The organism is Trichocoleus sp. FACHB-90 (assembly GCF_014695505.1).
GTDB classification, from domain to species: Bacteria; Cyanobacteriota; Cyanobacteriia; order Cyanobacteriales; family FACHB-T130; genus Funiculus; species Funiculus sociatus.
Genome location: NZ_JACJOK010000009.1, coordinates 38,191 through 63,998, shown reverse-complemented (window position 1 = coordinate 63,998; position 25,808 = coordinate 38,191). Strand labels below are relative to the sequence as shown.

General features: G+C 44.1%; 19 protein-coding genes and 1 pseudogene. 13 read left to right on the top strand and 7 right to left on the bottom strand.

The annotated features are described in order from the left end of the window. The first annotated feature begins 93 nt into the window (after positions 1-93). Both H6F74_RS02105 and H6F74_RS02100 read left to right on the top strand, forming a co-directional pair. Complete coding sequence (locus H6F74_RS02105) at positions 94-1,419, top strand: hemolysin family protein (protein ID WP_190435563.1); 1,326 nt, start codon at positions 94-96, stop codon at positions 1,417-1,419. Positions 1,420-1,643: 224 nt separating this feature from the next. Next, positions 1,644-2,345: a hypothetical protein gene (locus H6F74_RS02100; protein ID WP_199300758.1), complete on the top strand. Its 702-nt coding sequence runs from the start codon at positions 1,644-1,646 to the stop codon at positions 2,343-2,345. On the opposite strand, the pseudogene H6F74_RS30850 reads toward H6F74_RS02100, so the two are convergent. The 3 genes and pseudogenes from H6F74_RS30850 to H6F74_RS02090 form a co-directional block, all read right to left on the bottom strand. Then, positions 2,342-2,458 (bottom strand): annotated as a pseudogene (locus H6F74_RS30850) (carbohydrate porin); the annotation flags it as partial. The gene H6F74_RS02100 and the pseudogene H6F74_RS30850 sit on opposite strands and share 4 nt — an antisense overlap. A 100-nt stretch (positions 2,459-2,558) precedes the next feature. Then, the gene (locus H6F74_RS02095) at positions 2,559-3,620 is read right to left on the bottom strand and encodes a low specificity L-threonine aldolase (RefSeq protein ID WP_190435559.1); all 1,062 of its coding nucleotides are present in this window, start codon (positions 3,618-3,620) and stop codon (positions 2,559-2,561) included. A gap of 293 nt (positions 3,621-3,913) precedes the next feature. Further along, a complete protein-coding gene (locus H6F74_RS02090) occupies positions 3,914-4,642 on the bottom strand; it encodes a LemA family protein (RefSeq protein WP_190435557.1) in 729 nt (242 codons plus the stop codon). Positions 4,643-4,922: 280 nt separating this feature from the next. On the opposite strand from H6F74_RS02090, the gene H6F74_RS02085 reads away from it, so the two are divergent. From H6F74_RS02085 to ubiG, 7 genes are all read left to right on the top strand, one after another. After that, positions 4,923-6,134, top strand: a complete 1,212-nt coding sequence (locus H6F74_RS02085; protein WP_190435555.1) for a TPM domain-containing protein — start codon at positions 4,923-4,925, stop codon at positions 6,132-6,134. A 311-nt stretch (positions 6,135-6,445) separates the two neighbouring features. Beyond that, on the top strand, positions 6,446-8,272 hold the full coding sequence (treZ, locus tag H6F74_RS02080; RefSeq protein WP_190435551.1) for a malto-oligosyltrehalose trehalohydrolase: 1,827 nt from the start codon (positions 6,446-6,448) through the stop codon (positions 8,270-8,272). 126 nt (positions 8,273-8,398) lie between these two features. Further along, the gene (gene treY, locus H6F74_RS02075) at positions 8,399-11,185 is read left to right on the top strand and encodes a malto-oligosyltrehalose synthase (protein ID WP_190435548.1); all 2,787 of its coding nucleotides are present in this window, start codon (positions 8,399-8,401) and stop codon (positions 11,183-11,185) included. Between the two features lie 33 nt (positions 11,186-11,218). Further along, entirely contained in the window at positions 11,219-11,836 is a 618-nt protein-coding gene (locus H6F74_RS02070; protein ID WP_190435545.1) for an NUDIX hydrolase N-terminal domain-containing protein, read from the top strand. 172 nt (positions 11,837-12,008) lie between these two features. Next, positions 12,009-12,830, top strand: coding sequence for a class I SAM-dependent methyltransferase (locus H6F74_RS02065; protein ID WP_190435542.1), 822 nt, complete (start codon positions 12,009-12,011; stop codon positions 12,828-12,830). Between the two features lie 69 nt (positions 12,831-12,899). Next, positions 12,900-14,426 (top strand): trehalase family glycosidase, encoded by a 1,527-nt coding sequence (locus H6F74_RS02060; protein ID WP_190435539.1) that lies wholly within the window; start codon positions 12,900-12,902, stop codon positions 14,424-14,426. Positions 14,427-14,900: 474 nt separating this feature from the next. After that, the gene (gene ubiG, locus H6F74_RS02055; protein ID WP_190435536.1) at positions 14,901-15,659 is read left to right on the top strand and encodes a bifunctional 2-polyprenyl-6-hydroxyphenol methylase/3-demethylubiquinol 3-O-methyltransferase UbiG; all 759 of its coding nucleotides are present in this window, start codon (positions 14,901-14,903) and stop codon (positions 15,657-15,659) included. A 249-nt stretch (positions 15,660-15,908) separates the two neighbouring features. Here ubiG and H6F74_RS02050 read toward each other — a convergent pair whose 3' ends face one another. The 3 genes from H6F74_RS02050 to pheT form a co-directional block, all read right to left on the bottom strand. Continuing rightward, on the bottom strand, positions 15,909-17,837 hold the full coding sequence (locus H6F74_RS02050) for an alpha-amylase family glycosyl hydrolase (RefSeq protein WP_190435533.1): 1,929 nt from the start codon (positions 17,835-17,837) through the stop codon (positions 15,909-15,911). A 455-nt stretch (positions 17,838-18,292) separates the two neighbouring features. After that, positions 18,293-18,562 (bottom strand): YciI family protein, encoded by a 270-nt coding sequence (locus H6F74_RS02045; RefSeq protein WP_190435530.1) that lies wholly within the window; start codon positions 18,560-18,562, stop codon positions 18,293-18,295. A gap of 74 nt (positions 18,563-18,636) precedes the next feature. Further along, positions 18,637-21,216, bottom strand: coding sequence for a phenylalanine--tRNA ligase subunit beta (gene pheT, locus H6F74_RS02040; RefSeq protein WP_190435525.1), 2,580 nt, complete (start codon positions 21,214-21,216; stop codon positions 18,637-18,639). A gap of 404 nt (positions 21,217-21,620) precedes the next feature. Between pheT and H6F74_RS02035 the strand changes: the two genes are divergently transcribed. Beyond that, complete coding sequence (locus H6F74_RS02035; protein ID WP_190435522.1) at positions 21,621-23,240, top strand: serine/threonine-protein kinase; 1,620 nt, start codon at positions 21,621-21,623, stop codon at positions 23,238-23,240. A gap of 79 nt (positions 23,241-23,319) precedes the next feature. Here H6F74_RS02035 and glp read toward each other — a convergent pair whose 3' ends face one another. Beyond that, positions 23,320-24,558, bottom strand: coding sequence for a gephyrin-like molybdotransferase Glp (glp, locus tag H6F74_RS02030; protein WP_190435706.1), 1,239 nt, complete (start codon positions 24,556-24,558; stop codon positions 23,320-23,322). A 111-nt stretch (positions 24,559-24,669) separates the two neighbouring features. Between glp and H6F74_RS02025 the strand changes: the two genes are divergently transcribed. The 3 genes from H6F74_RS02025 to rpsR all read left to right on the top strand — a co-directional run bounded on the left by H6F74_RS02025 (position 24,670) and on the right by rpsR (position 25,744). Continuing rightward, on the top strand, positions 24,670-25,215 hold the full coding sequence (locus H6F74_RS02025; protein ID WP_190435519.1) for an RDD family protein: 546 nt from the start codon (positions 24,670-24,672) through the stop codon (positions 25,213-25,215). Positions 25,216-25,268: 53 nt separating this feature from the next. Continuing rightward, a complete protein-coding gene (gene rpmG, locus H6F74_RS02020) occupies positions 25,269-25,463 on the top strand; it encodes a 50S ribosomal protein L33 (protein WP_190435516.1) in 195 nt (64 codons plus the stop codon). A 65-nt stretch (positions 25,464-25,528) separates the two neighbouring features. Next, positions 25,529-25,744, top strand: a complete 216-nt coding sequence (rpsR, locus tag H6F74_RS02015; RefSeq protein ID WP_190417864.1) for a 30S ribosomal protein S18 — start codon at positions 25,529-25,531, stop codon at positions 25,742-25,744. Positions 25,745-25,808: the final 64 nt, after the last annotated feature.

Genomic DNA, 25,808 nt, shown 5'->3' with positions numbered 1-25,808 from the left:
AGCCACCGTTTTTTCGGGGAACCCATGTTCCCATACTAAGCTGGCTTCCATCTTAGGCACCGTTAGCCAATACTACTGGCATTACAAATACAAATGTCCCCAACTACCGAAATTCTAATTATTTTCCTGCTTACCATCCTCAATGGCATCTTTGTTATGTCAGAGTTGGCGATCGTCTCCGCACGGAAAATACGACTGCAACAGCTGGCCGATCGGGGAGATGTCAAAGCTCGCGCTGCGTTGGAACTAGCTAATGCTCCGAATCAATTTCTAGCTATCGTTCAGGTGGGGATTACACTGATTGTCATTCTGTCCGGTGCTTTTGGCGAAGGAACGATCGCGAGAAGACTGTTACCTGTGTTAGGTTTAATCCCCTGGTTAGCACCATATAAAGAAGCGATCGCATCAGCGGTCGCCATTTTGATCATTACCTATCTAACGCTGATTATTGGCGAACTGGTGCCGAAGCGCTTGGCGTTAAACTACCCAGAACGTATTGCATCTGCCGTTGCTATCCCAATGCGGATGTTAGCTGCCATTGCTTCCCCGATCGTTTATGTATTGAGCGCTTCTACTGATACGGTGGTGCGGATGTTGGGCATCAAACCCTCCACAGAGCCATTGGTTACAGAAAGAGATATCACAGACTTGATGGAGCAAGGCACCGAAGCGGGAACCTTTGAGGAAGCCGAACAAGACATGGTAGAGCGAGTTTTTGGCTTAGGAGACAAACCCGTAAGCGCCTTGATGACACCCCGACCGGATATTATCTGGCTCGATTTGGAAGACCCCCCGAACGAAAACCAACAAAAGATTATAAATAGTACCTATTCTCGATTTCCAGTCTGCCAGGATAGCCTTGACCACGTTCTGGGGGTGATTCCAGTCTCAGACTTATTAGCCCGCAGTCTATCGGGACAACCGCTTGACCTGACAGTTTCCTTACAACAGCCCGTTTTTGTGCCTGAAAGCATGGGAGGGTTGAAAGTCCTAGAGTTGTTCAAACAAACTGGCACTCATATGGCGCTAGTTGTAGACGAATACGGTGTCACTCAGGGATTGCTCACTCTCAACGATATCTTTGTCGAAATCGTTGGTGACGTTCCCTCAGCCGATGAGGCAGAAGATCCCCCAATCATACAACGTGAGGATGGTTCGTGGTTGGTGGATGGGATGTTGCCTGTGCAAGAATTGTTTGAACTGTTAGACATCGAGGAGTTCCCTGGAGAGCAAAAGGGTAACTATCACACAATGGGCGGCTTCGTAATGACGCATCTAGGGAAAATTCCTACTGCTGCCGACCATTTTGAATTAGGCAGCTTCCGCTTTGAAGTAATGGATATGGATGGTAACAGAGTTGATAAAGTGCTAGTGATGCCCATACCCACAGAATCAATGGATTCTGAATCTGGCGATTAATTAATAGTTAGTAGTTAAAAGTTAGGGTATCCTCCTAATTTTGCAAATTTCCTGTACGAAGTGCAGACATCTTTAGCCGGGAGCCTAATGTATACCAGCGCACTCAAATTCGCCATTTAAAATGCCAGCCTAGGGATAGAAGGAGTCAAGCTGCATCAATTAGTGAAATGGAATAGGAAAGGGTGTTTTACTCTTCATAAAAGCTTTAGGGAATATAATAATTGATGCTACACACAAAGAATGATGTGAAAGACGATGAAGACGATCCCTTCGAGATGGTAGTTAGTGGTCTCGAAGTCGGAGCGATTCAAGAAGACTATTACCCAATCGCGCTGGTGACAAGCCGTGGCAACGTAGAGTGTCGCTACTACCCAGTGGATGATGCGAAGTGCGGTGCTATTTACGTCGGCGGTGTTGGCGGCGGTTGGGATACACCAGCAAAGGGGCTGTATCCCCAGTTGTGCGAAGAACTCAGCGGTGAAGCGATCGCTTCTTTAAGAGTGCGATTCCGGCACCCCACAATACTTGCGGAATCAGTTCTCGATGTTCTGGCAGGTATCAGCTATCTAGAAAGCGAAGGTATTGATGCCGTTGCTTTGATAGGTCACTCCTTTGGCGGTGCTGTCGTTATTCAAGCTGCTTTTCTCTCCCAAGCTGTTCGCAGCATCGTGACACTCGCCAGCCAAAGCTACGGTGCTGCGCCTGCTTCCCAGTTAGCACCACGATGCTCAATCTTGCTGATTCACGGTAAAGGCGACAAGGTGCTTTCACCGTCCTGTTCAAAGTACATCTACAGCCTCAGCCGCGAACCCAAGCACCTCATCCTCTACGATGGTGCCAATCATGGTCTTGATGAAGTTGCCGAAGAAGTTCATCAGGAGGTTCGCCAGTGGATTGTAGACAAGCTAAAGGAGGTTTTAGTTTAAAAATTAAAGGTAGTTCGGATGGTGCCAAGAACAATGTCTGAATTGTTTTCGTTGTGATTCGGTGCGGTAAGTCAAATAATACCGGGAGTAATGGCAATATTATCTGTTATCTGTAAAAGCTTTCGCCAGGGCGTAGGAGGAAAGGGAGCAGTTCATAAATAAGTTAGGATTGCTATAGATATGATAGGCTACCTAAAATATCGTCCTACATCTTCAAGATACATAAACTCCTTCTTTCGCCTTATCACAATACTTTTGTGCTGCTTTCATAAAAGCAGAAACATCCTCTTCTTTTGTATTAAAAGCAGTCACTAACCGCACTGTAGATTTAGATTCTTCCTCCCAACGATAAAAGCGGAAACCCTCAGCGAGAAGCCCTTGAATAACTGACTCTGGCAACTCGATAAAAATTTCATTCGCCTCAACTGGGTGGCACAATCTCGCCCCAGGCAAAGCTGCTAAATTCTGGGCTAATTTTTGAGCCAGTTTATTAGCATGGGTAGCATTCTTTAACCACAAATCATCTTTAATATAAGCTTCTAGCTGTGCTGACAAAAACCGCATTTTGGAAAATAAATGTCCGCTGCGTTTGCGACGATAGCCGAAAGTTTTTGCCAATTCTCGATTAAAAAATATCACTGCTTCCGCTGCGATCGCGCCATTTTTAGTCGCCCCAAACGACAGCACATCTACCCCAACTCGCCAAGTAATATCAGCAGGAGAACAGCGCAAACTCGCCACAGCATTAGCGAAACGCGCCCCATCCATTTGTAATCCTAAATTATGGGTACGGGCAATCTCGGCAATTTGAGAAATTTCCTCTGGTTTATACACACATCCCGCTTCAGTTGCCTGAGTCAAACTGACAGCGGCAGGTTGTACGTGATGCACAACGCCAGCACCAGCTTTGTTTAGCACATTTGCCAAGTCAGCAGCGTATATTTTGCCATCTGCGCCTGGAAGTGTCACCAATTTCGCACCCCCAGTATAAAATTCTGGTGCGCCGCATTCATCAACATTAATATGGGATTGGCTGTGGCAGTAAATTGCCCCAAAAGGTGGTGTCATTACAGACAATGCGAGGGCATTAGCAGCAGAACCCGTTGCTACGGGAAAAACAATTAAATCTGTCTCAAACAATTCCTTTAACTGTGCTGACAAGCGCTGAGTATATTCATCATCACCATAGGGCATAGCTGCACCTTCATTGGCAGCAATTACTGCTTCCATGATTTCCGGCGAAACTCCGCTGACATTATCGCTGCAAAAGTTCATATTTCTTATGTTTACCTATACTTATTTCTATGCTAATCATCTCTGCGGAAATCTCCACATTCAGTCTGTGGCTACACAAACAAAACTTGCCAAAGCAACGGCTTAATAAAGTCCGCGCACCATCCGGACGATAATTTGTGTAGCCGACACCCTAAAAGGTGTCGGCTACAAATTGGGTATTATAGCGTTTCTCAGTTGGATGGATATATCGCGGTTCTGACGTTCGGGCTACCTTAGTAAGGACATGGCATTGCCATGTCCTTACAGATGTATTGCACCCAACCATTAAATTGCTATGTAGCTTTTGCTGGAAAAAATTGCTTTGTCTTAAACCCAAAAATCGGGGCTAACAAAACATTAGGAAATTGGTTAACTTTCTGATTGTAAGTTTGGACAGTTTGGTTATAACGCATCCTTTCTACAGCAATGCGATTCTCTGTTCCTGCTATCTCATACTGTAAATTAATAAAAGCTTGAGAAGATTGCAACTGAGGATTTCTAGCCGCATAACTTCGGAAACGTTCTATAGCTTGAGAAATTTCTGCCGCCGCCGCTGCTTTTTCTGTGGAGGTATCAGCTTGCAGATAGTTTTGTCGAGATTTTGTCAGTAAATCTGCAAGTTGATATTCTTGTTTAGCGTAAGCTTGAGTAATGCTCACTAAATTAGGAATTAAATCGGCACGTCGAGAAAGCTGATTTTCTAATTGCGCCTGGGCTGCATCTACTCTAGATTCAGCACCGGAAAGAATATTGTAAGTCACGATTCCCCAGAGTGCGATCGCGCCCGCCACAGCAGCGCCAATTATCTTCACCCTTTTTTGTCGCTTTTCCTCTAGTATCTTTCTTTGGCGTACCTCTTGTACCGCTTGTTCAATAAACTCTGGCGGAATGTCTACCTCTGCACCCGCCTCTTTCAATTCTTGCATCGAATAACTTTGATTTTTCTCTGCATACAAGCGAGAAGCAATTTCCAAAACTTCCGGTGCAATTTCTTCAGGAATATTAGGGTTTGATTGGTTCATAAATTTACATAAATATAATTAACTTAAGACTTCTTTTACTTAACGTTTTATAACCCTCCCTACGCGCATGGCGAGAGCTAGTACGTCTTGGCGGTTATTTTTTTTCAACATTTTAACTGTTAAATGCTATTTTACCTATTCTCTACTATCTAAAGATATACTAAAAAAACGAACGAACTGCAACGACGCAAAGGAAAGACAAGTAGAACAGAGGAGTTGATACAATCAGATAGTCGGGAAAAAAAGCATACCTAACAACAAGCGTGAAAAGAAAGCAGTTATGCAATGGGTAGCACTTAAACTAAAGCAAAGTTTGTGCGTGTGCGGCTTGAGTGTCGCGGTTCTGGGTTTCGCACCGTCGAGTTTAGCTATAACGGTAGAAGAAGTTCCTAACCCCCGACAAGTAAATGGCGGTTGGGTGACAGATATGGCGCAGGTGCTGACTCCCCAGACGGAAGCACAACTCAATGAAATTATCTCCAAATTAGAAGCTGAAAATGGCAGTGAAATTGCCGTTGTGACAGTGGCAGAAACAGCACCTTCTGCTACACCCAAAGAATTTGCAACATCTCTGTTTAATCGCTGGAAAATTGGGAAAAAGGGACAAGATAACGGCGTGTTGTTGTTAATTTCTAAGGGCGATCGCCGAGTAGAGATTGAAACTGGGTACGGGGTAGAATCCCTATTGCCGGATGCAAAAGCGGGGAGCATTATCCAACAAGAAATCACCCCAAAATTCAAAGAAAACAATTTTGATGGCGGTACGCTGGCTGGAACCAAAGCGATAATTGTAGCTTTGCAAACAAATGACCCCTCTACAACTTCTCCTAACACGAACGTACCCGAAACAGCTTATAACGCTGATGCACCGAGTAAAAACGATAACGCTGGTATACCCGGTTGGTTGTTAGCGGGGATAGGCGGTATAGGCGGTATAGGCGCGATCGGGTATGCCCTATCTCGCCGTCCAGTGTACATCGAACCGAAAGGGCGATCGCAAAGCGACAGTTGGTTTCCAGGACGTTTTCATTGTGCTAATTGCAAACAACCGTTGCAACAGTTAAATTCAGATTTATTGTTACCTTATTTGAGTAAAGGCGAGCAAGTTGCACAAAATATTGGCAGCATCAAATTTGAAGCTTGGCAGTGTCCAAACTGTAGTAAAACTCTTAGCGAACCAGCCTTTCATATCCGCGCCGATATTAACAACTTAGGTGAATTTAGCAATTGCCCCAAGTGTCAAGAATACACAGTCATCCGCAACGAAAAAACTCTTAGGCACGCTACAACTTATTCTGATGGTATACGCCTGATTACTTACGACTGCCAATATTGTTCCGATCATCGGGAGGAAGAAGAAATTATCCCTCGCCTTCCACCACCGCCACCCCCTAGCAGCGGAAGTAGCAGCAGCAGCGGAAGTAGTGGCGGCAGCGGAAGTAGTGGCGGCGGCGGGAGTAGCGGCGGCGGCGGTGCAGGCGGCAGCTGGTAAAAGGATCTGTTGCACCTTGCCAAGAGCAAAAAAATACACCTTATGGCAGGTCTGCGTAATCAAAATTAAATATATCCTTGGAACGGTTATTATTTAAAACTTCAGCAGTTAAGAGCCAGAAGCCATAATTCAGAATAATCTTAAAAAATCTGATATGTAAAAGGCTAAATTCTGAATAATAATCTAATAACTTTCACAAGAAAAATTGCGGGTACTGGTATTATTCAATTTACCTATAAAAGTAGGCTTGAATAATGCCAGTGCATTTTCTTAAAAAGCCAGGTCTTTATTAACAGTGAGGCTAATTTAAAGTGAGAATTGGCGCTTGTTACTTGGGCAACGGAAATTGTGAATTTACCGTTTGGTCTCCCACTCTCAAAGAAGTAGCCGTACAAATTGTTGCTCCGGAACAACGTCTCATTCCCATGCAACAAGATGAGGAAGGCTATTGGAAAGTAAAAGCATCAGGCATTGAACCAGGAACGCTTTACTTCTATAAACTTGAAGGAAACAAAGATAGACCAGACCCTGCCTCAAAATTTCAACCACAGGGAGTACATGGCCCTTCTCAAGTAATTGATACCAACACGTTCGCCTGGGATGATACTAATTGGTCTGGCATACCCCTAGATGAAACGATAATCTATGAATTGCACGTTGGCACCTTCACCCCAGAAGGCACCTTTGAGGCAATGATTCCCCGACTTAGTACCTTGCGAGATTTAGGAATTAATGCCATTGAAATTATGCCAATTGCCCAATTTCCAGGTGAAAGAAACTGGGGATACGATGGCGTTTATCTCTTTGCTGCACAGGATTCTTATGGTGGCCCGGAAGGATTCAAAAAACTCGTCAATGCCTGTCACCAACATGGTATATCAGTAATTCTTGATGTCGTCTATAACCACCTTGGCCCCGAAGGAAATTACCTATCTGAATTTGGCCCCTACTTCACATCCAAATATCATGGTCATTGGGGAGACGCTTTGAATTTGGATGATAAATATAGCGACGGGGTGAGGAATTTTTGTCTAGAAAACGCCCTTTTCTGGCTTAGAGAATATCACGTAGATGCCTTGAGATTAGATGCAATCCAAGGCATCTACGATTTGGGTGCTAAACACTTTTTACAGGAACTAGCAGAATTAGTTGATGAATTTTCTCAATCTAATGGCCGTAAATGTTATATAACAGCCGAAAGCGATTTAAATGATGTTCGAGTAATTCGACCCAAAGAAGTAGGTGGATGTGGAATAGATGCCCAGTGGAATGACGATTTCCATCACGCACTACACACCTTACTAACAGGAGAAAATGACAGGTATTATCAAGATTTTGGCAAGATTGAACAACTAGAAAAATCCTTCCGCGAAGGCTTTGTTTATTCCGGACAGTACGCCCCTCATAGAAAACGCCGTTATGGTAGTAATTCTAAAGAGGAACCCGGATATCGATTCATTGTCTTTTCCCAGACTCACGACCAGATAGGAAATCGCGTTCTGGCGGAAAGATTATCTAAGCTTGTTTCTCTTGAAGGGCTAAAGCTTGCTGCTGGTGCTGTCTTTTTTTCTCCCTTTATTCCCTTTCTTTTCATGGGGGAAGAATACGGTGAAGAAGCACCTTTTTTCTACTTTGTTAGTCACTCAGACCAAGACTTAATTGAAGCCATCCGCAAGAGTAAAGAAGAAGAATTTAAAGTATTTGCCGGACGAGGCGAGATGCAAGACCCCCAGAGTCCTGACACCTTCCATAAGTGCCAGCTTAACTGGGAACAAGGAAAAGAAGGAAAACACAAAATTTTGTGGGAATTTTATCAACAACTACTTCAGCTACGTCGGAAAATTCCAGCATTAAGAAAGCTGGATAAGAAAAGTCTAGAAGTATCCAGCGTAGAATCGGATAAAATCCTGTTCCTGCGGCGATGGAATGATGATAGTCAGATATTTTGCATTATGAATTTTAACGATCAAGATGTCGCTTTTACGCCTCCTGCGCCGAGTGGCAACTGGCAAAAGATTTTAGATTCTGCTGATACAAAGTGGATGGGTTCTGGTTCCACATTACCTGATAAACTCACACTAGATAAAGAATTGACAATCAAACCCCAAAGTCTCGCCCTCTACGAAATAGCAGGATAACGCAATTCTTCGAGGCAGTCGCCTGGGAATGCAGTTGGGAGGCAGAGTCTCTACCGTTCTCGTTACTAGGCTGAGCCTGGTAACGAGGATTAATCGAACAGGTTATTTAGGAGTAAAAACTAAATCATGCGGATTCCAACAGCAACATATAGACTTCAATTCAATTCTGGTTTCAAATTTGAAGAAGCAAAAAAAATTATTGCTTATCTGGCTGAATTAGGAATTTCTGATCTTTATGCTTCGCCTATTTTTAAAGCCAGACAAGGCAGCACTCACGGCTATGATGTCGTTGATCCTAACCAAATAAATCCTGAACTAGGAACACAAGAAAACTTTGAAGCGCTGGTGAATGAAGTACAGCATTACGATATGGGATGGGTGCAAGATATTGTGCCTAATCATATGGCTTATGATAGCCAAAACCAGTTGTTAATGGACGTGATGGAAAATGGTTCTAATTCCGAATCTTTCGACTACTTCGACATTGAATGGAATCACCCTTATGAAGCTATCAGAGGAAGAGTGCTTACGCCTCTACTAGGAAATTATTATGGAGATTGCTTGGAAAATGGCGAAATTCAACTAAAGTATGATCACTCTGGACTAAGCGTTAATTACTATAGCCTGAGACTACCCGTAAAAATAGAATCTTATGCTAAGTTTGTCACTCTTAATTTGGGTAAATTAACTAAAGCGTTGGGAAGGTATCATCCAGATTTCGTAAAGCTACTTGGTATTCTTTATCTGCTTAAAAATCCTTCTGAGGAACCAAGAGGGAAAGAAAGATACGACCAGATAGCTTTTGTTAAAGGACTGCTTTGGGAACTTTATACGCAAAATCCGGAAGTCAAAGAATTTATTGACAGCAACATAGAGTTTTTTAATGGAGAAAAGGGTAAGCCTGAAAGTTTTAATCCTTTAGATAGTTTACTTTCAGAACAGTTTTATCGTCTTTCTTTCTGGAAAGTAGGAGCGGAAGAACTTAACTACAGAAGATTTTTTACTGTTAATGAGTTGATTTCTGTCAAGGTTGAAGAACTAAAAGTTTTCCATAAAACTCATACTTTAATCGGTCAATTAATTGAATCAGGAAAGATAACCGGACTCAGAATTGACCACATAGACGGACTCTACGATCCAACCGAGTATCTGCAAAGACTCAGAGACAAAACCGGAGATGTTTACATCACCGTGGAAAAAATTCTGGAACATAAAGAAGATTTGCCTAATTACTGGCCGATTGAGGGAACCAGTGGCTATGATTTCTTAAACTACGTTAACGGTATTTTCTGTAAAACTGAAAGCGAACAGCAGCTAAAAGAAATTTATTCCAGATTGACGGGTTTTGAAGCTCCCTATGAGCAGCTTTTTCGGGATAAAAAGAAGCTGATTGTAGAGAGAAATATGGCGGGAGATGTAGATAATTTAGCCTACCTCTTGAAAAGAGTATCGGGTCATTCCAGAGTAGGGAGTGATTTTACCCAGCACGGTCTACAAAGAGCTTTGACGGAGGTGCTAACACTCTTCCCAGTGTATCGAACTTATATCAATCAAGAGGGTTTGAGAGAAAGCGATCGCTTCTACGTCAAGGAAGTTATCGCCAAAGCAAAAGAGCAAGTCCCGTTGCTTTTGAAGGAACTGAACTACATCGAAAAGTTACTTCTTCTGGAAGATGAAGAGTTTGTAACCCCAGAACAAAAAGAGTTACAGCGTCACTTTGTAATGCGGCTTCAGCAGTTGACTGGGCCGCTGATGGCGAAAGGAATTGAGGATACACTTTTATATGTGTATAACCGCTTGATATCGCTTAATGAAGTAGGCGGCGATCCTAGCCAATTTGGGATTACAGTTGCAGACTTTCACGAGTTTAATAAAAGGCAGCAAGAACGCTGGCCTTATAAAATGAATGCTACCGCAACTCACGACACAAAACGCGGTGAAGATGTCAGAACGCGAATTAATGTGATTTCAGAAATTCCCGAAGTGTGGGAAAAACAGGTAAAAACTTGGAGCGAGATTAACGCCTCTAAAAAGCGTAAATTGGATAGTCGGACTGTTCCTGAGAAGAATGATGAATACTTGTTTTACCAGACGCTTGTTGGAGCTTTCCCATTTGAGGAGAGCGAACTGCCAGAATTTGTGGATCGAGTGAAAGAGTATGCGATTAAGGCTGTCAGAGAAGCTAAGGTGCATACAGCTTGGCTTAGACCAGACACCGATTATGAAAATGGTTTTGTTGCTTTTATTGAAGAGGTGATGAAGCCGTCGGAAGATAACCAATTTTTGCAGGAATTTCTGCCTTTTCAAAAGTTGATATCTTATTATGGAATATTCAATTCACTGTCACAAACACTCCTAAAAGTAACGGCTTCTGGCGTACCTGATTTTTACCAGGGGACGGAATTATGGGAGCTGAGTTTGGTAGACCCTGATAACCGTCGTCCGGTTGATTTTGAGCGACGGTTAGGGTTTTTGAAAGACATCAAAGAAAAAGCGCAGACAGATATCTTGAAGTTGATTGAGGATTTGTTGGCAAATAAGGAAGATGGCAGGGTTAAGCTTTTCTTGACCGCTAGAATCCTAGAGGCGAGAAAAGAAAATTTTGAACTCTTCAAAGAAGGGGATTATTTGCCTCTAGAGGTATTTGGAAAGTTTAAAGATTGTATTGTTGCTTTTGCGAGAAAGTATGAAAATAGTGTGGCAATTACTATTGCGCCACGATTCCTGACAAGCGTTATCAAGCAAGGAGAATATCCGCTTGGCAAACAATGGGATGATACTCGGATTGAGTTGGCGCAAGGAATGCCGTCTGAATGGAAAGATGCGATCGCATCGCAATCAATCAAAGCTAATAATACGTTGTTAATTAGTGAAGCCTTGAAATACTTCCCTGTGGCTTTACTTTTTAGCTAAAGCAATCGTAAAACAACAAAAAGGAAAAATATTGTGGATCTGAAGTGGCTTGAATGGGCAAAGAAACTACAAGCGATCGCTCAAACGGGTCTGAAATACACTACAAACCCTTTTGACATTGAGCGGTACAAGTTAACCCGCGAGATTGCTGCTGAGATAGTTGCTACTTATTCAGAGGGAAATCCACAATATGTCCTCAATCTTTTTGCAGGTGAAGTAGGATATGCCACTCCTAAAGTTGATGTACGAGGAGCCGTATTTCGCGATAATACTCTCTTGTTGGTTAAAGAACGCTCGGATGGTGGTTGGACGCTACCTGGTGGATGGGCTGATGTGGGCGAAAGTCCCAGTGAGTGTATTGAAAAAGAAGTGTATGAAGAATCTGGATTTCATACTCGTGCTGTCAAATTATTGGCTGTCTATGACAGAAACAGACACCCACATCCACCCATTCCAGAGTATGTTTACAAACTCTTTTTTCAGTGCGAGCTATTGAGCGGCTCTCCATCATCGAGTATAGAGACAAGTGAAGTGGCATTCTTTGCTGAAAACGAAATTCCAGAGTTATCTCTCAGTCGCGTTACACCTACTCAGATAGCCAAAGTCTTCGAGTATTCTCGACATCCAGATTTGCCTACAGCCTTTGATTAGGAGCATTTAACCACCCTTTAGATGATGCGAGCATCCAAATCACTCAGAGCTAATGCTACGTTGTTAATTGGGGAAACCTAGAAATATTTTCCTGTGGCTTTACTTATTAGCCACACAACAACTGAGTAGGAAAGAAAACAGTTTCTCAACCAAATTGAGGAGAATATATTAAATGCTCAATCAGGCGGGAAAAGGCAATTTCAAACAGCAATTGGCTGCTTTCTTCAATGGGAGAACAAACTACGATAAAGAAAGTGATTTTCACCCTCGTCTTGCTAATCGACTGCTTGAAATTTCCCAGCTACACAGGGGGCAAAACATACTGGATGTGGCAACTGGTACTGGTTTAGTTGCCATCCCTGCTGCAAAAATCGTTGCTTCTGAAGGCAAAGTAATTGGGGTGGATATTTCCACAGGAATGCTCAGTCAAGCGCAACAAAAAATTGATGCCGAAGGTTTGCAGAATATAGAACTTATTGAAGCAGATGCCGACAAGTTAGACTTCAGTAATAATAGCTTTGATGCGATATTATGTTCTTCAGCGATAGTATGGTTTACTGACATACCTGGTGTTTTGCGCTTGTGGCATCGTTTTCTAAAAGAAGGTGGGGTAGTAGTATTTTCAACTTTTTCTGACACATCCTTTACTACATATGCACTGATTAAAAAAATAGCTCAAAAATATGGCATTTTTATTTCAGATGTGAAAGAACCGCTTGGTAGCCCTGGTAAGTGTCATAAAATGTTACAAGAGGCAGGATTTGTAGATATTGAAGTCAAAATTGAGCAGTTTGGTGGCTATCTTAATCGCAGTCATGTGGAAAACGCATGGAAAGAAAACTGGAAGACTCCTGGCGGTAATCCGGTATTGCAGCTGGAACCTGAAAAATTAAAACAATTTGAGGCGGAATACATGGCAGAAGTTGAGGTGTTAGTAACAGACCAAGGAATATGGAATGATATTAAAACTTTCTTTGTACTAGCTCGGAAGTGAGTAGATTTGCGCCGAAAGGCGGACAGAATACCCACGCTACAAGAAAATATTAAAAGCTAAGGATAAACCGTGAATAGTCAAGATTTAACTCAAAAAGAAGCCTTTCTATCTCCAGAAAAAATCAAGGCAGTGAGAGCCTATATCAAGGAAACTTGGAAGACACTATCTCGTTCTCACGAGCATATTTTAGATGCTGCCCGCGATCCGAAAATTGACCATTTTCCAGGGAAAAAGTGGCCTATATATATATCGCCAAAAGAAGAGCGATCGCAAATAGAAGAATCTCTACGAAAAGTCCTCAGTCAGGAAGAATTTAATCAAATCGAAATTAGAACTTTACCAGCCGAAGTTGAGCAAATTGAAGAACATGGGCTGCTCTATTTACCTCATGAATATGTAGTTCCTGGCGGTCGTTTTAATGAAATGTACGGCTGGGATAGCTATTTCATCCAATTAGGATTGCTACGGGATGGAGAACTAAAATTAGCTAAAAGTTTGGTGGAACAGTTGATATATGAAATTGTGCATTACGGGACGATTTTAAATGCAAATCGGACGTATATGCTGACGCGATCGCAACCACCTGTATTAACACCAATGATTCTGGCACTCTATCAGCACACTCAGGATAAGGAGTGGCTGCAATCTGTATTGTCAGCAACAGAAAGTTTTTATTACTACTGGACTTTGCCACCACACTTGAATCAGGCGACAGGACTTTCTCGCTATTTTGCTTTAGGTGAAGGGCCAGCCCCAGAAGTGCTTATTTCCGAACGGGATGAGGAGGGAAGAACTCATTACGACCGGGTACGAGAATATTATCGTAAATTTGAAGTCGAAGCTTATGATGTTAGTTGGTATTACGACCGAGAGAGCGATCGCTTAACTGATTTATTCTACAAAGGCGACAGGACAATGAGAGAATCTGGCTTCGATCCATCTTATCGTTTTGGCCCTTTCAATGTAGATATTATTCATTATGCTCCCGTTTGCCTGAACGTTTTGATTTACAAAATGGAGGAAGATACAGCAGAAATTAACGATATTTTAGGACACAAAGAAGTTGCCCATCAATGGCGCGATCGCGCTGCATCCCGCCGCCAATTAATTGACAAATTTCTCTGGGATGAAGAAGCCGGACTTTACTTTGATTACAACTTTCACACTGGCAAACGTCGCAACTATGAATTTGCCACAACATTTTATCCTTTGTGGGCAGGTATCGCATCCGAAGAACAAGCAAAAAGAGTTGTAGAAAATTTGCCCGACTTTGAGGCCCCCGGAGGATTACTCACCAGCACCCGCGTTACCGGAAGTCAATGGGATGCTCCTTTTGGTTGGGCACCATTACAATTAATTGCAGTTCAAGGATTGCTAAGATATGGTTACGAAGAAGATGCTAAACGTTTAGCACGAAACTTTATATCTTTGTTAGTTCAAGAGTTTGAAAGAACTGGAACACTCCTAGAGAAATATGACGTTTATAACTGTTCAGCCGATGTTTCTGATGAAATCCACTTCGGCTACAGTTCCAATGAAATTGGTTTTGGTTGGACAAATGCAGTTTTTCTGGAACTATTAGCCATTTTGGATTAAAACGCTCTCGGTACGCAAAGGGACGCAGAGTTAAATATTTCTCTGCGTTGTTTTTTGTTTGCCTTTTTAAGAAAGGTGCCTGAAGGGAGTTTCCGAAGATAAAGAAAAGCTTCTGCCTGTTAGGTAAAGAAGCTAAAAAATTTTATAAAGGGTAGTTATTACTAAGAAAAAATACTTATTCTGCATTAGCCAACCCTGCCTTCACTGGCTATGTCTTTATCTTTACAAACCAAATACCAGCAGCGTGTATAACTTGTAACCGACTGATTTAACAATAAATCAACTCTTCAGGTACAAGCAAGCCACCAACATTAGTAGCTAACTTGAAATTATATAAACAAAGTGTTTGTTAGGGCAGTGCTGGAAACGCAACGCTTTGCGATCGCGTTTTCATCAGCATAACAATTAACAATCTACAGCTAACCGTGGTTAGAGCTGTACATTGAGAAATTGAGTTTGAACAGGGGATAGACCATGATAAAAAATGATTTGGAATACTATAACTTGAATGCTGATAAATGGTGGAAGGAAGATGAGGTATTATATCTGCCTGACCATTTAAACAAATCTAGGTTTGAATTTTTTAATAGCTATGTCCCTAATTGGAAAGGGCTCAAAGTTTTAGATGTGGGTTGCGGAGGTGGATTAGCCTGCGAATTTCTAGCCAAGCGAGGAGCTAATGTATCTGGTATAGATTTATCTTTCACTTCAATTAAAGCAGCACAAGAACACGCCCAGAAGAGCGACCTACTAATTGACTATAAATGGGGAACTGCTGAAGACCTCCCTTATGAGGAAAATACATTTGATGCCGTTGTGTGTTTTGATGTTTTAGAGCATATCGCCGATTTGGAAAAAGTTATCTCAGAAGCTTACAGAGTATTAAAGAAAAACGGAATGTTTTTATTTGATACAATTAATAGAACTTTTAAGTCAAAAGTGATAATGATTTGGCTTTTGGAGGATATTTTAAAGCAGATACCGCGAGGGCTTCACGACTGGAATAAATTTATTAAACCCGATGAATTGATTGATTTAATGGAAACAACTGGTTTCAAAAATCTTGAAATTAAAGGATTTGATCTGACTGATGGCACTAATTTTAAAACGCTTAGAGATATGGTACTTAAAGGTTTAAATAATCGCAAAAATGGCGACACGACAGAGTTATTTAACATCCAGATTAACGATGACACTTCTGTATGCTATATCGGCAAAGCTGTTAAGCGTTGATGCTAAGGCTGAGGGAATCGGGTTTTATTCTACTTTCTCTTTCATTCCCAGTGCTGGGAATGGAAGAGGAGGCTCCAGCCTCCTCTTGAGCTGAAATCTGTTTGGATTGGAAACGAGAGACAGAGCTTTATTCATGCGTTCCCAAACCACAGCCTGAAAACCAGAAAAGGGATGGTAAGGTAATCGTTCTAGGTAGCAAATGTACCTTTGTCTGTTTTTTTACCCTTTTACCTCTTACTCTTTGCCTTTTTAAGACTCGCGTCCTGTCGCCCATTTATCGCGCCATTTTACCGTCCCTTCATTGGCAATAACCCAACGACGACCGACGTTATTTTCGCGTAATGGTGACTGACCTTCACGCCACAGCGCGTATTTATAAGTAATCAATTTTCCAGCACTTTCGTTAAAGGGAATTTCCCCAAACCAAGTGTTAGTGTTGATATATTCCAGGGGGTAAGCTTTGGATATATCCCAATTACCTAACTCCGGACAATCTCCCATGACCACAACAGTTTCTCCAGGCTGTGTTTCTACAGCATTGAGTTGTACGCGCACAATGGTTTGCCCTTTGATGCGTTCCCCAACGTGACTGATGACAATTACATCCTGTGCTTCTAGTTCTAAGTTTTGTAACTCTCCGTCTTTAACTTCAAATTTGCGCCGCGACAAAATATCGGTATGTTCTCCTTCTGGTAACTCTGTATCAACTGATTCCAGCTTAACAGCCTCACCACGATTCATCGCCACAAAAAGTATAGAATCTCGGTAACGACGAACGTAACAATAAACATCAGGTGTCAGATATTTTTGCCACTGACTTCCCATAGATACCGCCGGATTCAGTCGTCGCAAACCTGATAGTAACCGGATATCTCGATAAAGGGGTGAATTGGTATCCCACTGAGTCATCATGGGGCGATTGTAGGGGTCATTACCGCCGTTTGTATCGTCGTGGAGATACTGTTCTGTGCCGTAGTAGATGCAGGGAATGCCGCGAGAGGTCATAATGAAAGCGATCGCTACCCTGAGCATCTCTGGATTGGGATTCAAAGACTGGAACCGGGGCATATCGTGATTATCAATAAATGTAATCAACTCAGTCGCCCCGTAATAGCGATGATCCAAATCTAGAACATCCTGCATCAGGTGAAATCCACCTTCAGCGCCTTGCGCCAAAGCTGCTCGAATTGCTAAACAAAGACCAAAGTCTAGAATTGTCATCCCAGACTCATTGGCAAATTCCACCGAAAGCTCACTTCGAGGGTCGCTAAAAATCCACTCGCCAAAAATGAAAACATCCGGCTTGTGGGTTACAATATCAGCGTTAAATTCTTGCCAAAACCAGATAGGCATATGCTTAACGGTATCCACCCGCAAAGCATCAACTCCCCGGTCTAGCCATTGTTTAATTGCTGATTTAATGTAGTTTCGGTACTCGACATTATTTTCGTTGAAGGTGGCTAAACCAGATAGTTCGCAGTTTTGAACTTGCCACTCATCTTCCCAGTTTTTTACTTCACCATAGTGATGATACCACCCATTTTTATCATCATTAAAATCAGCAATTTTCACTCCATCGTCGTAGAGTTCACCCTTCTTACCGCTGAAATCTGGGTTGCTGTGGTTACAGACAATATCCAGCACCAGTTTCATTTTTCGGACGTGTAATTCAGTAACTAATTTATCAAAAGTTGTATTTCTGGTTTCTTGGGTTTTGTTGAGTGAAGGTTCTTCATCTTTGCCAATAAAGCGAGGGTTGATGCGTTTAAAATCTTTTGTCCAGTAGCCATGAATTGCGGCTTGTTCAACAAATAATGCTTCAACTTGCTCGAATAAGGGAGTCAGCCAAAGTGCTGTAACTCCCATATCTTTTAAATAATCGAGTTTATCAATAATTCCCTGTAAATCTCCACCCCAATATTTTCCCCAATCCTTTGCTTCTGGGTCGAAAAGTTCAGGGTTTGGGCCTTCGCTGTTGTCAGGATCGCCGTCATAAAAGCGGTCTACAACGATGAAATAAATGGTTTCTTGGCGAAATTCAATATCTCTGGTATAAAGAAATTCTAAATCTATTTCGCTGTCTGGTTTAGTTTCGGAGACTATAACTTCAACTTCTGCTGTTGGATCGGTAACTTCATATTGACTTGATGAAGCTTGAGATGGAGGAGTTGATACCATAAATTTTAGTGGTACTGTAAGAGTAAGAGTCTAGCCTTTCGATAGACGTTTTTTAAATTTAACGAGTTGTGTCCTTTTTTGTATATCTGCCTTAAGGCAGTGTTTAGAAATGGTAAAGCTATGGTAATAGGATTTAGTTTTGGAAATAATTGTGTATTTGGGTGAACTAACATCAATTGCCCAAAATATTGCAGCTTTTAAATAAAATTTTTTTGAAAAAAGTTAGCTTGGCGGTTGAAACCGCAGCTACACAAACAAAACCCGCCTGCGCGGGTTAAAAGAACCTTGATATTTCGTCAGTCCGCGATCGCTTTAGCGTTCCCGAAGGGTAGGCGGATCTTCGTTTGTTTAGCCGAGACTTCCAGTCGCCAGGGTTTAAGTTGACGCTGTAGGGGCAATGCCATGCCCCTACAACAGAATCAGGGATTCACTAATTAACTGCGTAAATCCTGTATTTAAAAAGCTTGAATCCATTCGCGGACATCGTATTCTGTCCAAATGCCGTTTTGCCAGTAAGGATCGGCTTCGATTAACTGGCGGACGGTGGCTTCGTCTTCGGCTTCGTAGATACCAAAGACTTTGGTGAGATCCTTAGTAGGGCCAATGGTAATTAAAACACCGGATTCTTTTTGGACTGCAAGACCGTCTAGATGTGCTTGGCGATAAGGCGATCGCTTCTCTAAAACATCCTCGCAATAACTTCCCCACATCACATATTTAGTCATGGCTAATTGCTAATAGCTAATTGCTAATTGTTAATTGCTAATGGCTAATATAAAGAATTAGCCATTAGCAAAACTTAACTTCTCAGACTGACACTAAATTTATCGACGAGTGCTTCTCGGATTTTTTGATGTACTGGTTCGACATCTTCATCGGTGAGAGTGCGATCGCTGGCGCGGTAAACTAACCGAAACGCCAAACTTCGCTGTCCCTCTGGGACATTTTGACCGCGATATTCATCAAACAATTCCACCGATTCGAGTAAAGCACCGCCAGCAGACGCGATCGCTCGTTTAATTTCCGCTACAGAAATTTTAGTCGCGGCGAACAAAGCCAAATCCCGGTTAGCACCAGGGAAAGTCGAGAAAGGTTTGAACACAGGTATCAGGTTTTCATCCCGATCCAAGTAGTCTAAGACCACATCCAAATCCATCTCAAAAACGTAGACAGCATCTGGCAAACCCCGCTGTTGCCTCATCTGGGGATGCAGTTGCCCAAACGTACCCAAGCGATCGCCCTGCAACCATAAAGAAGCTGTGCGTCCCGGATGCAGGCGCGGATCGCGTCGGTCTGGTTGATATTCTACAGGCATTCCCAGTCGTGCAAACAAACTTTCCAGCACTCCCTTGGCTTCAAACCAAGTCATCGGTTGTAATGCGCCTCCCCGCGTCCAAGTACCTTGAGTGGGGTCGCCGCCAATAATTCCCGCCACCGAGTCAGCTTCTATTAGTCCGTCCTCTTCCCGCCAGAATACCCGACCGATCTCAAAGGCATTCAATGAACCGTTGCCTTGCTCCAAATTGTACTGGAAAGCATTAATCAAGGCAGATACCAACTCAGTTCGCAGCGATGAGTATTCTGCAAACATAGGATTAGCGATCGCTACGTCTCGATCGTCCTCTGTCTTGGCCACAGAGTAAGAGTAGTGCATTACTTCTGTCAATCCTGCTCCCCGCAAAGCTTCCCTCAGCTTGCGTGTCAGCATTTGGTCGGAGGAAAGATACCCAGGTTCAGTTTTATCTGGCAGAGTGTCGCAGAAATTATCGTAGCCGTAAAGACGGGCGATTTCTTCAATCAGGTCAATTTCCCGCTCTAAATCTCGGTAACGATAGGGTGGTACTTTTACCATCCAGACTGGGGATTGGGGATTGGGAATTGGGGATTGGGAATTAGGGATTGGGGATTGGGAATTGGGAATTGGGGATTGGGGATTGGGACTCCCGTGTCTCCCTTCCCCAGTCCCTTGTCCCCAGTCCCCAGTCCCCAGTCCCTTGTCCCCAGTCCCCAACGTTAGTTCACATCCCAGCGCAGTCAAGATCCGCTGCACATCTTCCGGTTGAATTTCACCAGTAGCATCTCCCAACTCTACAGGCCCTAGAACCTGGTTTATCCGGTCAAGACGCAGCTCAATCGAACGCATCCAAGCGGAAGGGTCAGGACGAGTATCGGCAACTTCCTGAGCCACAGGAGTGCCACTAGCGAACTGGGTCAAAAGCGCGATCGCCCTCTGACAAGCCACCCCCAATTCTGCCTGATTCACCCCCCGTTCGTAGCGTCCAGAGGCTTCCGTCCTTAAATTCTGGTTGCGAGCAGATCGTCGAATTGCTACCGGGTCAAACAAAGCCGCTTCTAAAACTAAATTCTCAGTACCCTGATAAACTTCTGTTTCCTCACCGCCCATCACCCCCGCCAAAGCCACAGGCTTGTCATTGGCAGTAATCAGCAGATTTTGGGGTTGCAAGGTACGAGTTTGTCCATCCAGCGTTTTCAGGGATTCCCCGCCATTGGCAAAGCGCACGCCAATAGTCAGGGTGTCGCCCCCTGCAATCTGTTGTAAGCGATCGCGATCAAATGCGTGTAGCGGCTGACCCCATTCCAGCAAAATGTAGTTAGTAACATCCACCACATTGTTAATCGGGCGCACCCCAGCCGCTTGTAATCGCTGCTGCAACCACGCCGGAGAAGGCGCAATTTTTACCTTTTCAATTACCGTCCCAATATAGGCGGGGCAAGCTTGTCGCTCTGAAATTCGCACACTTAGACCTGCACTTCCCTCTGGGATAGATACAGAGCCAACGTCTGGTAGTCGGAGAGTCGCACCAGTCAGCGCCGCCACCTCCCGCGCCACGCCCACCATACTCAGAGCATCAGCACGATTTGCCGTAGAAGTCAAGTCTAAAATTACATCATCTAAACCGAGAAGCGATCGCGCATCGCTACCCAACTGCGGATTCTCCAGCTCAAAAATATGAATCCCACCCGATTCCTTCGCCAAACCCAACTCCGCCAAAGAGCAGATCATCCCAGCAGAAGGCACACCGCGGAGTTTTGCCGGTTTAATCTTCAACTCAACAGCAGGCAGATAAGTCCCCACAGTTGCCACAGGCACATAAATATCAGCCCGCGCATTCGATGCCCCGCAGACGATATTCAAAGGAGACGCTGCCCCCACATCTACAGTACAGACCCGGAGCTTATCCGCATTCGGGTGGGGTTGAATCTCCACAATTTTCCCCACCACCACTCCATCCGCCCAAGTCCGGCGGTCTTCAATGTCTTCCACCTCGAACCCAGCCATAGTCAGCGTGTCCGCCAACTGGGTTGGGGTCATCGTCAAATCAACTAATTCTCGCAGCCAGTTGAGAGAGATACGCATTTACTCTATGTTTTTACCTAGTTCACCCCGATCATTTTACCGCTCAACCCTATAACTACCCTCATTCCCTTATCTTGATTAAGTTTGAAGGGTAAAACCATTCACCTAAGAGTGCTTCCGGATGTGCTATCAAAGAAATGGAAACAGTTCTTGTTGCCATGCACCCTAACCTTTATTAGCCCGTTAGTTTGATTACATTTTTATACCTCCTCTTCTGCAATGATGGAAAAACATCCTGAAATTTGCAGCTACCCCCGCTTAGCAAATTCTTTATAGGAAGATAAACCATCTTCAGGCACTCTTTAAAGAATTGTCCGTATAATCAACATTCTTATTGTCCTTTAATGCCTGGATAATTTAAGTTAGGGTAGCAATATCCGGTTGCAGCATCCCGGTGAGTCTGAATGAGCTACTGCCTTAATCCCGCTTGTCCTAGTCCTCAAAACATCAAACACGCCGAAATCTGTCGGGCGTGTGGTTCCAAGCTCCTGCTGAGAAAGCGCTATCGAGTGCTGGACGCCTTAGGGCAAGGAGGTTTTGGAGCTACCTTCTTAGCTCATGATGAGTCTCTGCCTGGTGAGCCAAGTTGCGTCATCAAGCAACTGAGACCAGCAACTACCGTAGCCCAAGTCTTACAAATGGCACGCGAGCTATTTGAAAGAGAGGCACGAACCCTGGGAAAGATTGGCAATCATCCCCAGGTACCTCGCCTATTGGACTACTTTGAAGACAATCAGCAGTTTTATCTGGTACAGGAGTATATTAGCGGCTTAACTCTACAGCAGGAAGTGAAAGGATCTGGCCCCTTGAGCGAAGCTGGGGTCAAGCAATTCTTGAGCGAAATCCTGCCTGTGATGCAATATATCCATAGCCAGCAGGTAATTCACCGAGACATCAAACCAGCTAACTTGATTCGCCGCGAACAAGACCGCAAACTGGTTCTGATTGACTTTGGAGCGGTGAAAAACCAAGTCAACCAGGCAGCAAGCAGTTCTGAGCAAACAGCTTTAACAGCTTACGCAATTGGCACACCTGGATTTGCGCCACCAGAACAGATGGCGATGCGCCCAGTTTATGCCAGCGATTTGTATGCTTTGGGTGTCACCTGCATTTATCTGCTGACCGGAAAATCGCCAAAAGACTTAGACTACAATCCGACAACGGGCGAAATGCTCTGGCAAAAGCACGTTCATATCAGCCCTCATTTCACCGACGTCCTCAAGAAAATGCTGGAGGTTTCAGTTCGTCATCGCTATCAGTCTTCCGAAGAAGTCTTGAGAGCGCTTGACCTTGAACCTTATCTTGACACTTTGGCTCAAGGCTTGACAACAGGTAAAGCTACCCCGCAGCGACAACCAGGCGGCCGCTTCAACACCGGAGATTTAAGCTCTCCGACTTACTCCTCATCCCCTTCGGCTGGTACGTCAACCTCAGAACGTCTGGCTATGGCAATTAAAGCGCGTCGAGCCAGGTTAGAAGCGAATGACCAGCAAACGGGGGGCGGTATTCATAGTCGGGCTTTGCCTGGTAATGGTTATACGACTACGCTGAAAAACAGCGATGCTACTGGTGGTTCTAAGGCGAAACTTCCGGCGAAGTTGGATGCAGTTAGCGTACTAAATTACTACACAAAAGGTAGAAGAGACTTTGCTTCGCAAGATTTGAGCTTGCTTAATCTTCAGCGGGTCAATCTATCGGGAGCGATTTTTCATCAGGCAAAGTTGAATAAAACCAACCTTCAGGGAGCTGACCTGTCTAATGCTGATTTTGGTAGGGCAAGTTTAACTGGGGCAATTCTGAAGGAGGCAAATTTAGGCAGGGCTTACTTTAGCACTGCTAATTTGGAAGGAGCTGACCTGCGCGGCGCAGATTTGAGCTTTGCTTATCTGAACCATGCTAATCTCCGAGGGGCGAATCTGTGCGGTGCTAATCTCACCGGGGCAAAAATTACCGAGGAGCAGCTGGCGCAGGCGAAGACGAATTGGGCAACAGTGCTACCGAGTGGGAAACGAGGGTTTTGGTAAACTGATATCTTGCACTATTCGCAATAAGCTGGAGGCGACCGCCTCCTGACTGCTCAAATAAGGTTACAAAATGTTCAGTTTAGTTAATTTGTAAAACTTGCACTGGTTCTCCAGCTTTGATGGAAGCTTGACCTACTCTTAGAACTGCAAGACCGTTGGTTTGAGCTAGGTTAATTAAATTACCGGAACTGTGGCTACCACCTGCTTTCTGGAATTCGTAGACACCGTTTACTAAATATAGTTTGCCCCAAAGGTAGGTTTCTCGCTTGCCGTCTGAATGCAAATCGTGACGCGATCGCGCTTCCATAAATACAGGTTCCCATCCTGCGGCTAAACCTGCAAGTTTCTTGATGGCAGGTTGCACAAATCGCCAAAAACTCACCAAAGATGACACGGGATTTCCCGGTAAACCAAAGTACAAAACCGGATGTTGGTTATTAGAAAACGTCGCGACAGTTAGCGGTTTACCAGGTTTAACTGCAACTGCACGAAGATGAATCTCTGCACCCAGTTGAGCGAGAATTTCATCCACATAATCATAATCGCCCACCGAGACACCGCCGGAAGATAGTACCATGTCAGCACTAGCGATAGCTTGCGCGATCGCATCCTTGAGAACTTCTGGCTCATCCGGTACAATTCCCAGCATCACCGCTTCTCCGCCACTCTGCGCTACCAAAGCAGCCAAGGCATACTGATTTGAGTCTACAATTTGACCGGGTTTTAAGGGTTGGTCGGGTGTCACCAACTCGTCACCAGTAGACAGAATTGCCACGCGGGGGCGGCGGTAAACTGGCAACTCAGAACATTGAGCAGCTGCTAAAATGGCGATTTCTGGAGCGTTGAGAATTATTCCCGCTGTTAAAAGGGGCGTTCCCGCCTGGTAAAAAGATGCGCGGCGACGAACAAAAGCTTGCGGTTCTGGGGAAGCCAAAATAAAGACTCGGTTTTCCTCTCGCCGCGTCACTTCCTGCATTACCACTGTATCAGCACCGTCAGGCATAATCGCCCCGGTCAAAATTCGGGAAGTTTGTCCAGGTTCGAGCGATCGCTGTGGTTGATATCCAGCCGGAATTTCCTCTACAATTTCCAGTAAAGCTGGCTGTTCGGCGCTACAACCAGCGACATCAGCATATCGCACCGCATACCCATCCATCGCCGAATTGTCCCAGTGGGGAAAATCCAACTTGCTCGTTACCGCCGCCGCTAAAATTCGACCATTAGCAGCTAATAAATCTACAACCTCAGTATCCATCTCTCTATCCAGAGGTTGCACTAAATCGAAAATTATTGTCTCTGCTTGTTTAACCGACAGCATTGCCATAATGGATTTAGTTGTCTAGGAAGCACAACGGACAAAAGCTTAATATAGAAATAGCCAGCATGAACTGCTTGCTTTGTCCCCTCTCAGCAGTCAGCACTTCTTTTCATGCCAAACGAACTAGCCACCAGCCGATTACCCAAAGTTCCGATTGAGCGACGGTGTGCTGCCTACGCGATTGATTTTGTGGCTATTTGGCTGATTAGTTTGCCCTTCGGCGGAAAAACTCCCGGCCTAGTCCCGATCGCACAGATAGTAGTTTTTATTGTGGCATGGTTGGGTCTGCGGGTGCTTCTGCCAGCCAAAAATAAAGGGCAGAGTTTGGGACGTTGGGCAATGGATATGAAAGTTCTCGACCCCAAATTCCGCAAGACACCCGGACTTTTTGAGCTAAGCAAGCGGGAAGGCATTCTGGGACTTGCTAGTCTTTTGGCTATGATTGGACTGAGCATTGGCGTAACTAACGGATTATCTTTGCTGCTGTTGGTTACTCCCCTAGCAGTCGATTTTGGGGTGGCTGTTGCTGATGCCGAGTGGCAACAAGCATTCCATGACCGGGTAGCGCGAACCTGCATAGTGCAGACACGTCGAGGTTTCTCACTAGATATCCGACTAAAAAAAATAGTTGCTAAAGTGACGAATCGTATGAAATAATAGTAATTTGTGGTTAAATTTGTTCAAACTCTGGATCTTGTAGAAATAGCATTATGGCAAGTAAGAAGGGGGTTCGACTGATTGTGACGTTGGAATGCACCGAGTGTCGCACAAACCAAGCGAAGCGATCGCCAGGTGTTTCCCGCTACACAACCACGAAGAACCGCCGTAACACCACGGCAAGACTGGAACTGAAGAAGTTCTGCACCCACTGCAACACACACACGATTCACAAGGAAATCAAGTAATCCTTGGCTAATCGGAAGAAAACAATCCTTGATTTCAACTGACCACTAACAAATAAAAATTACCGATGACTTACTTCCGTCGCCGCCTTTCCCCGATTAAACCTGACGATCCAATTGACTACAAAGATGTCGAACTGTTGCGGAAATTTATCACCGAACGGGGTAAAATTCTGCCGCGTCGCATTACAGGTCTAACGTCAAAGCAACAAAGAGACCTGACTGTGGCTATCAAACGCGCTCGCATTCTAGCTTTGTTACCTTTTATCAACGCCGAAGGGTAAATAAATTTAGGATGGAAGGATTTTGGATTTTGGATTGAATGAATCTAAAATCATCGGAGGCGGA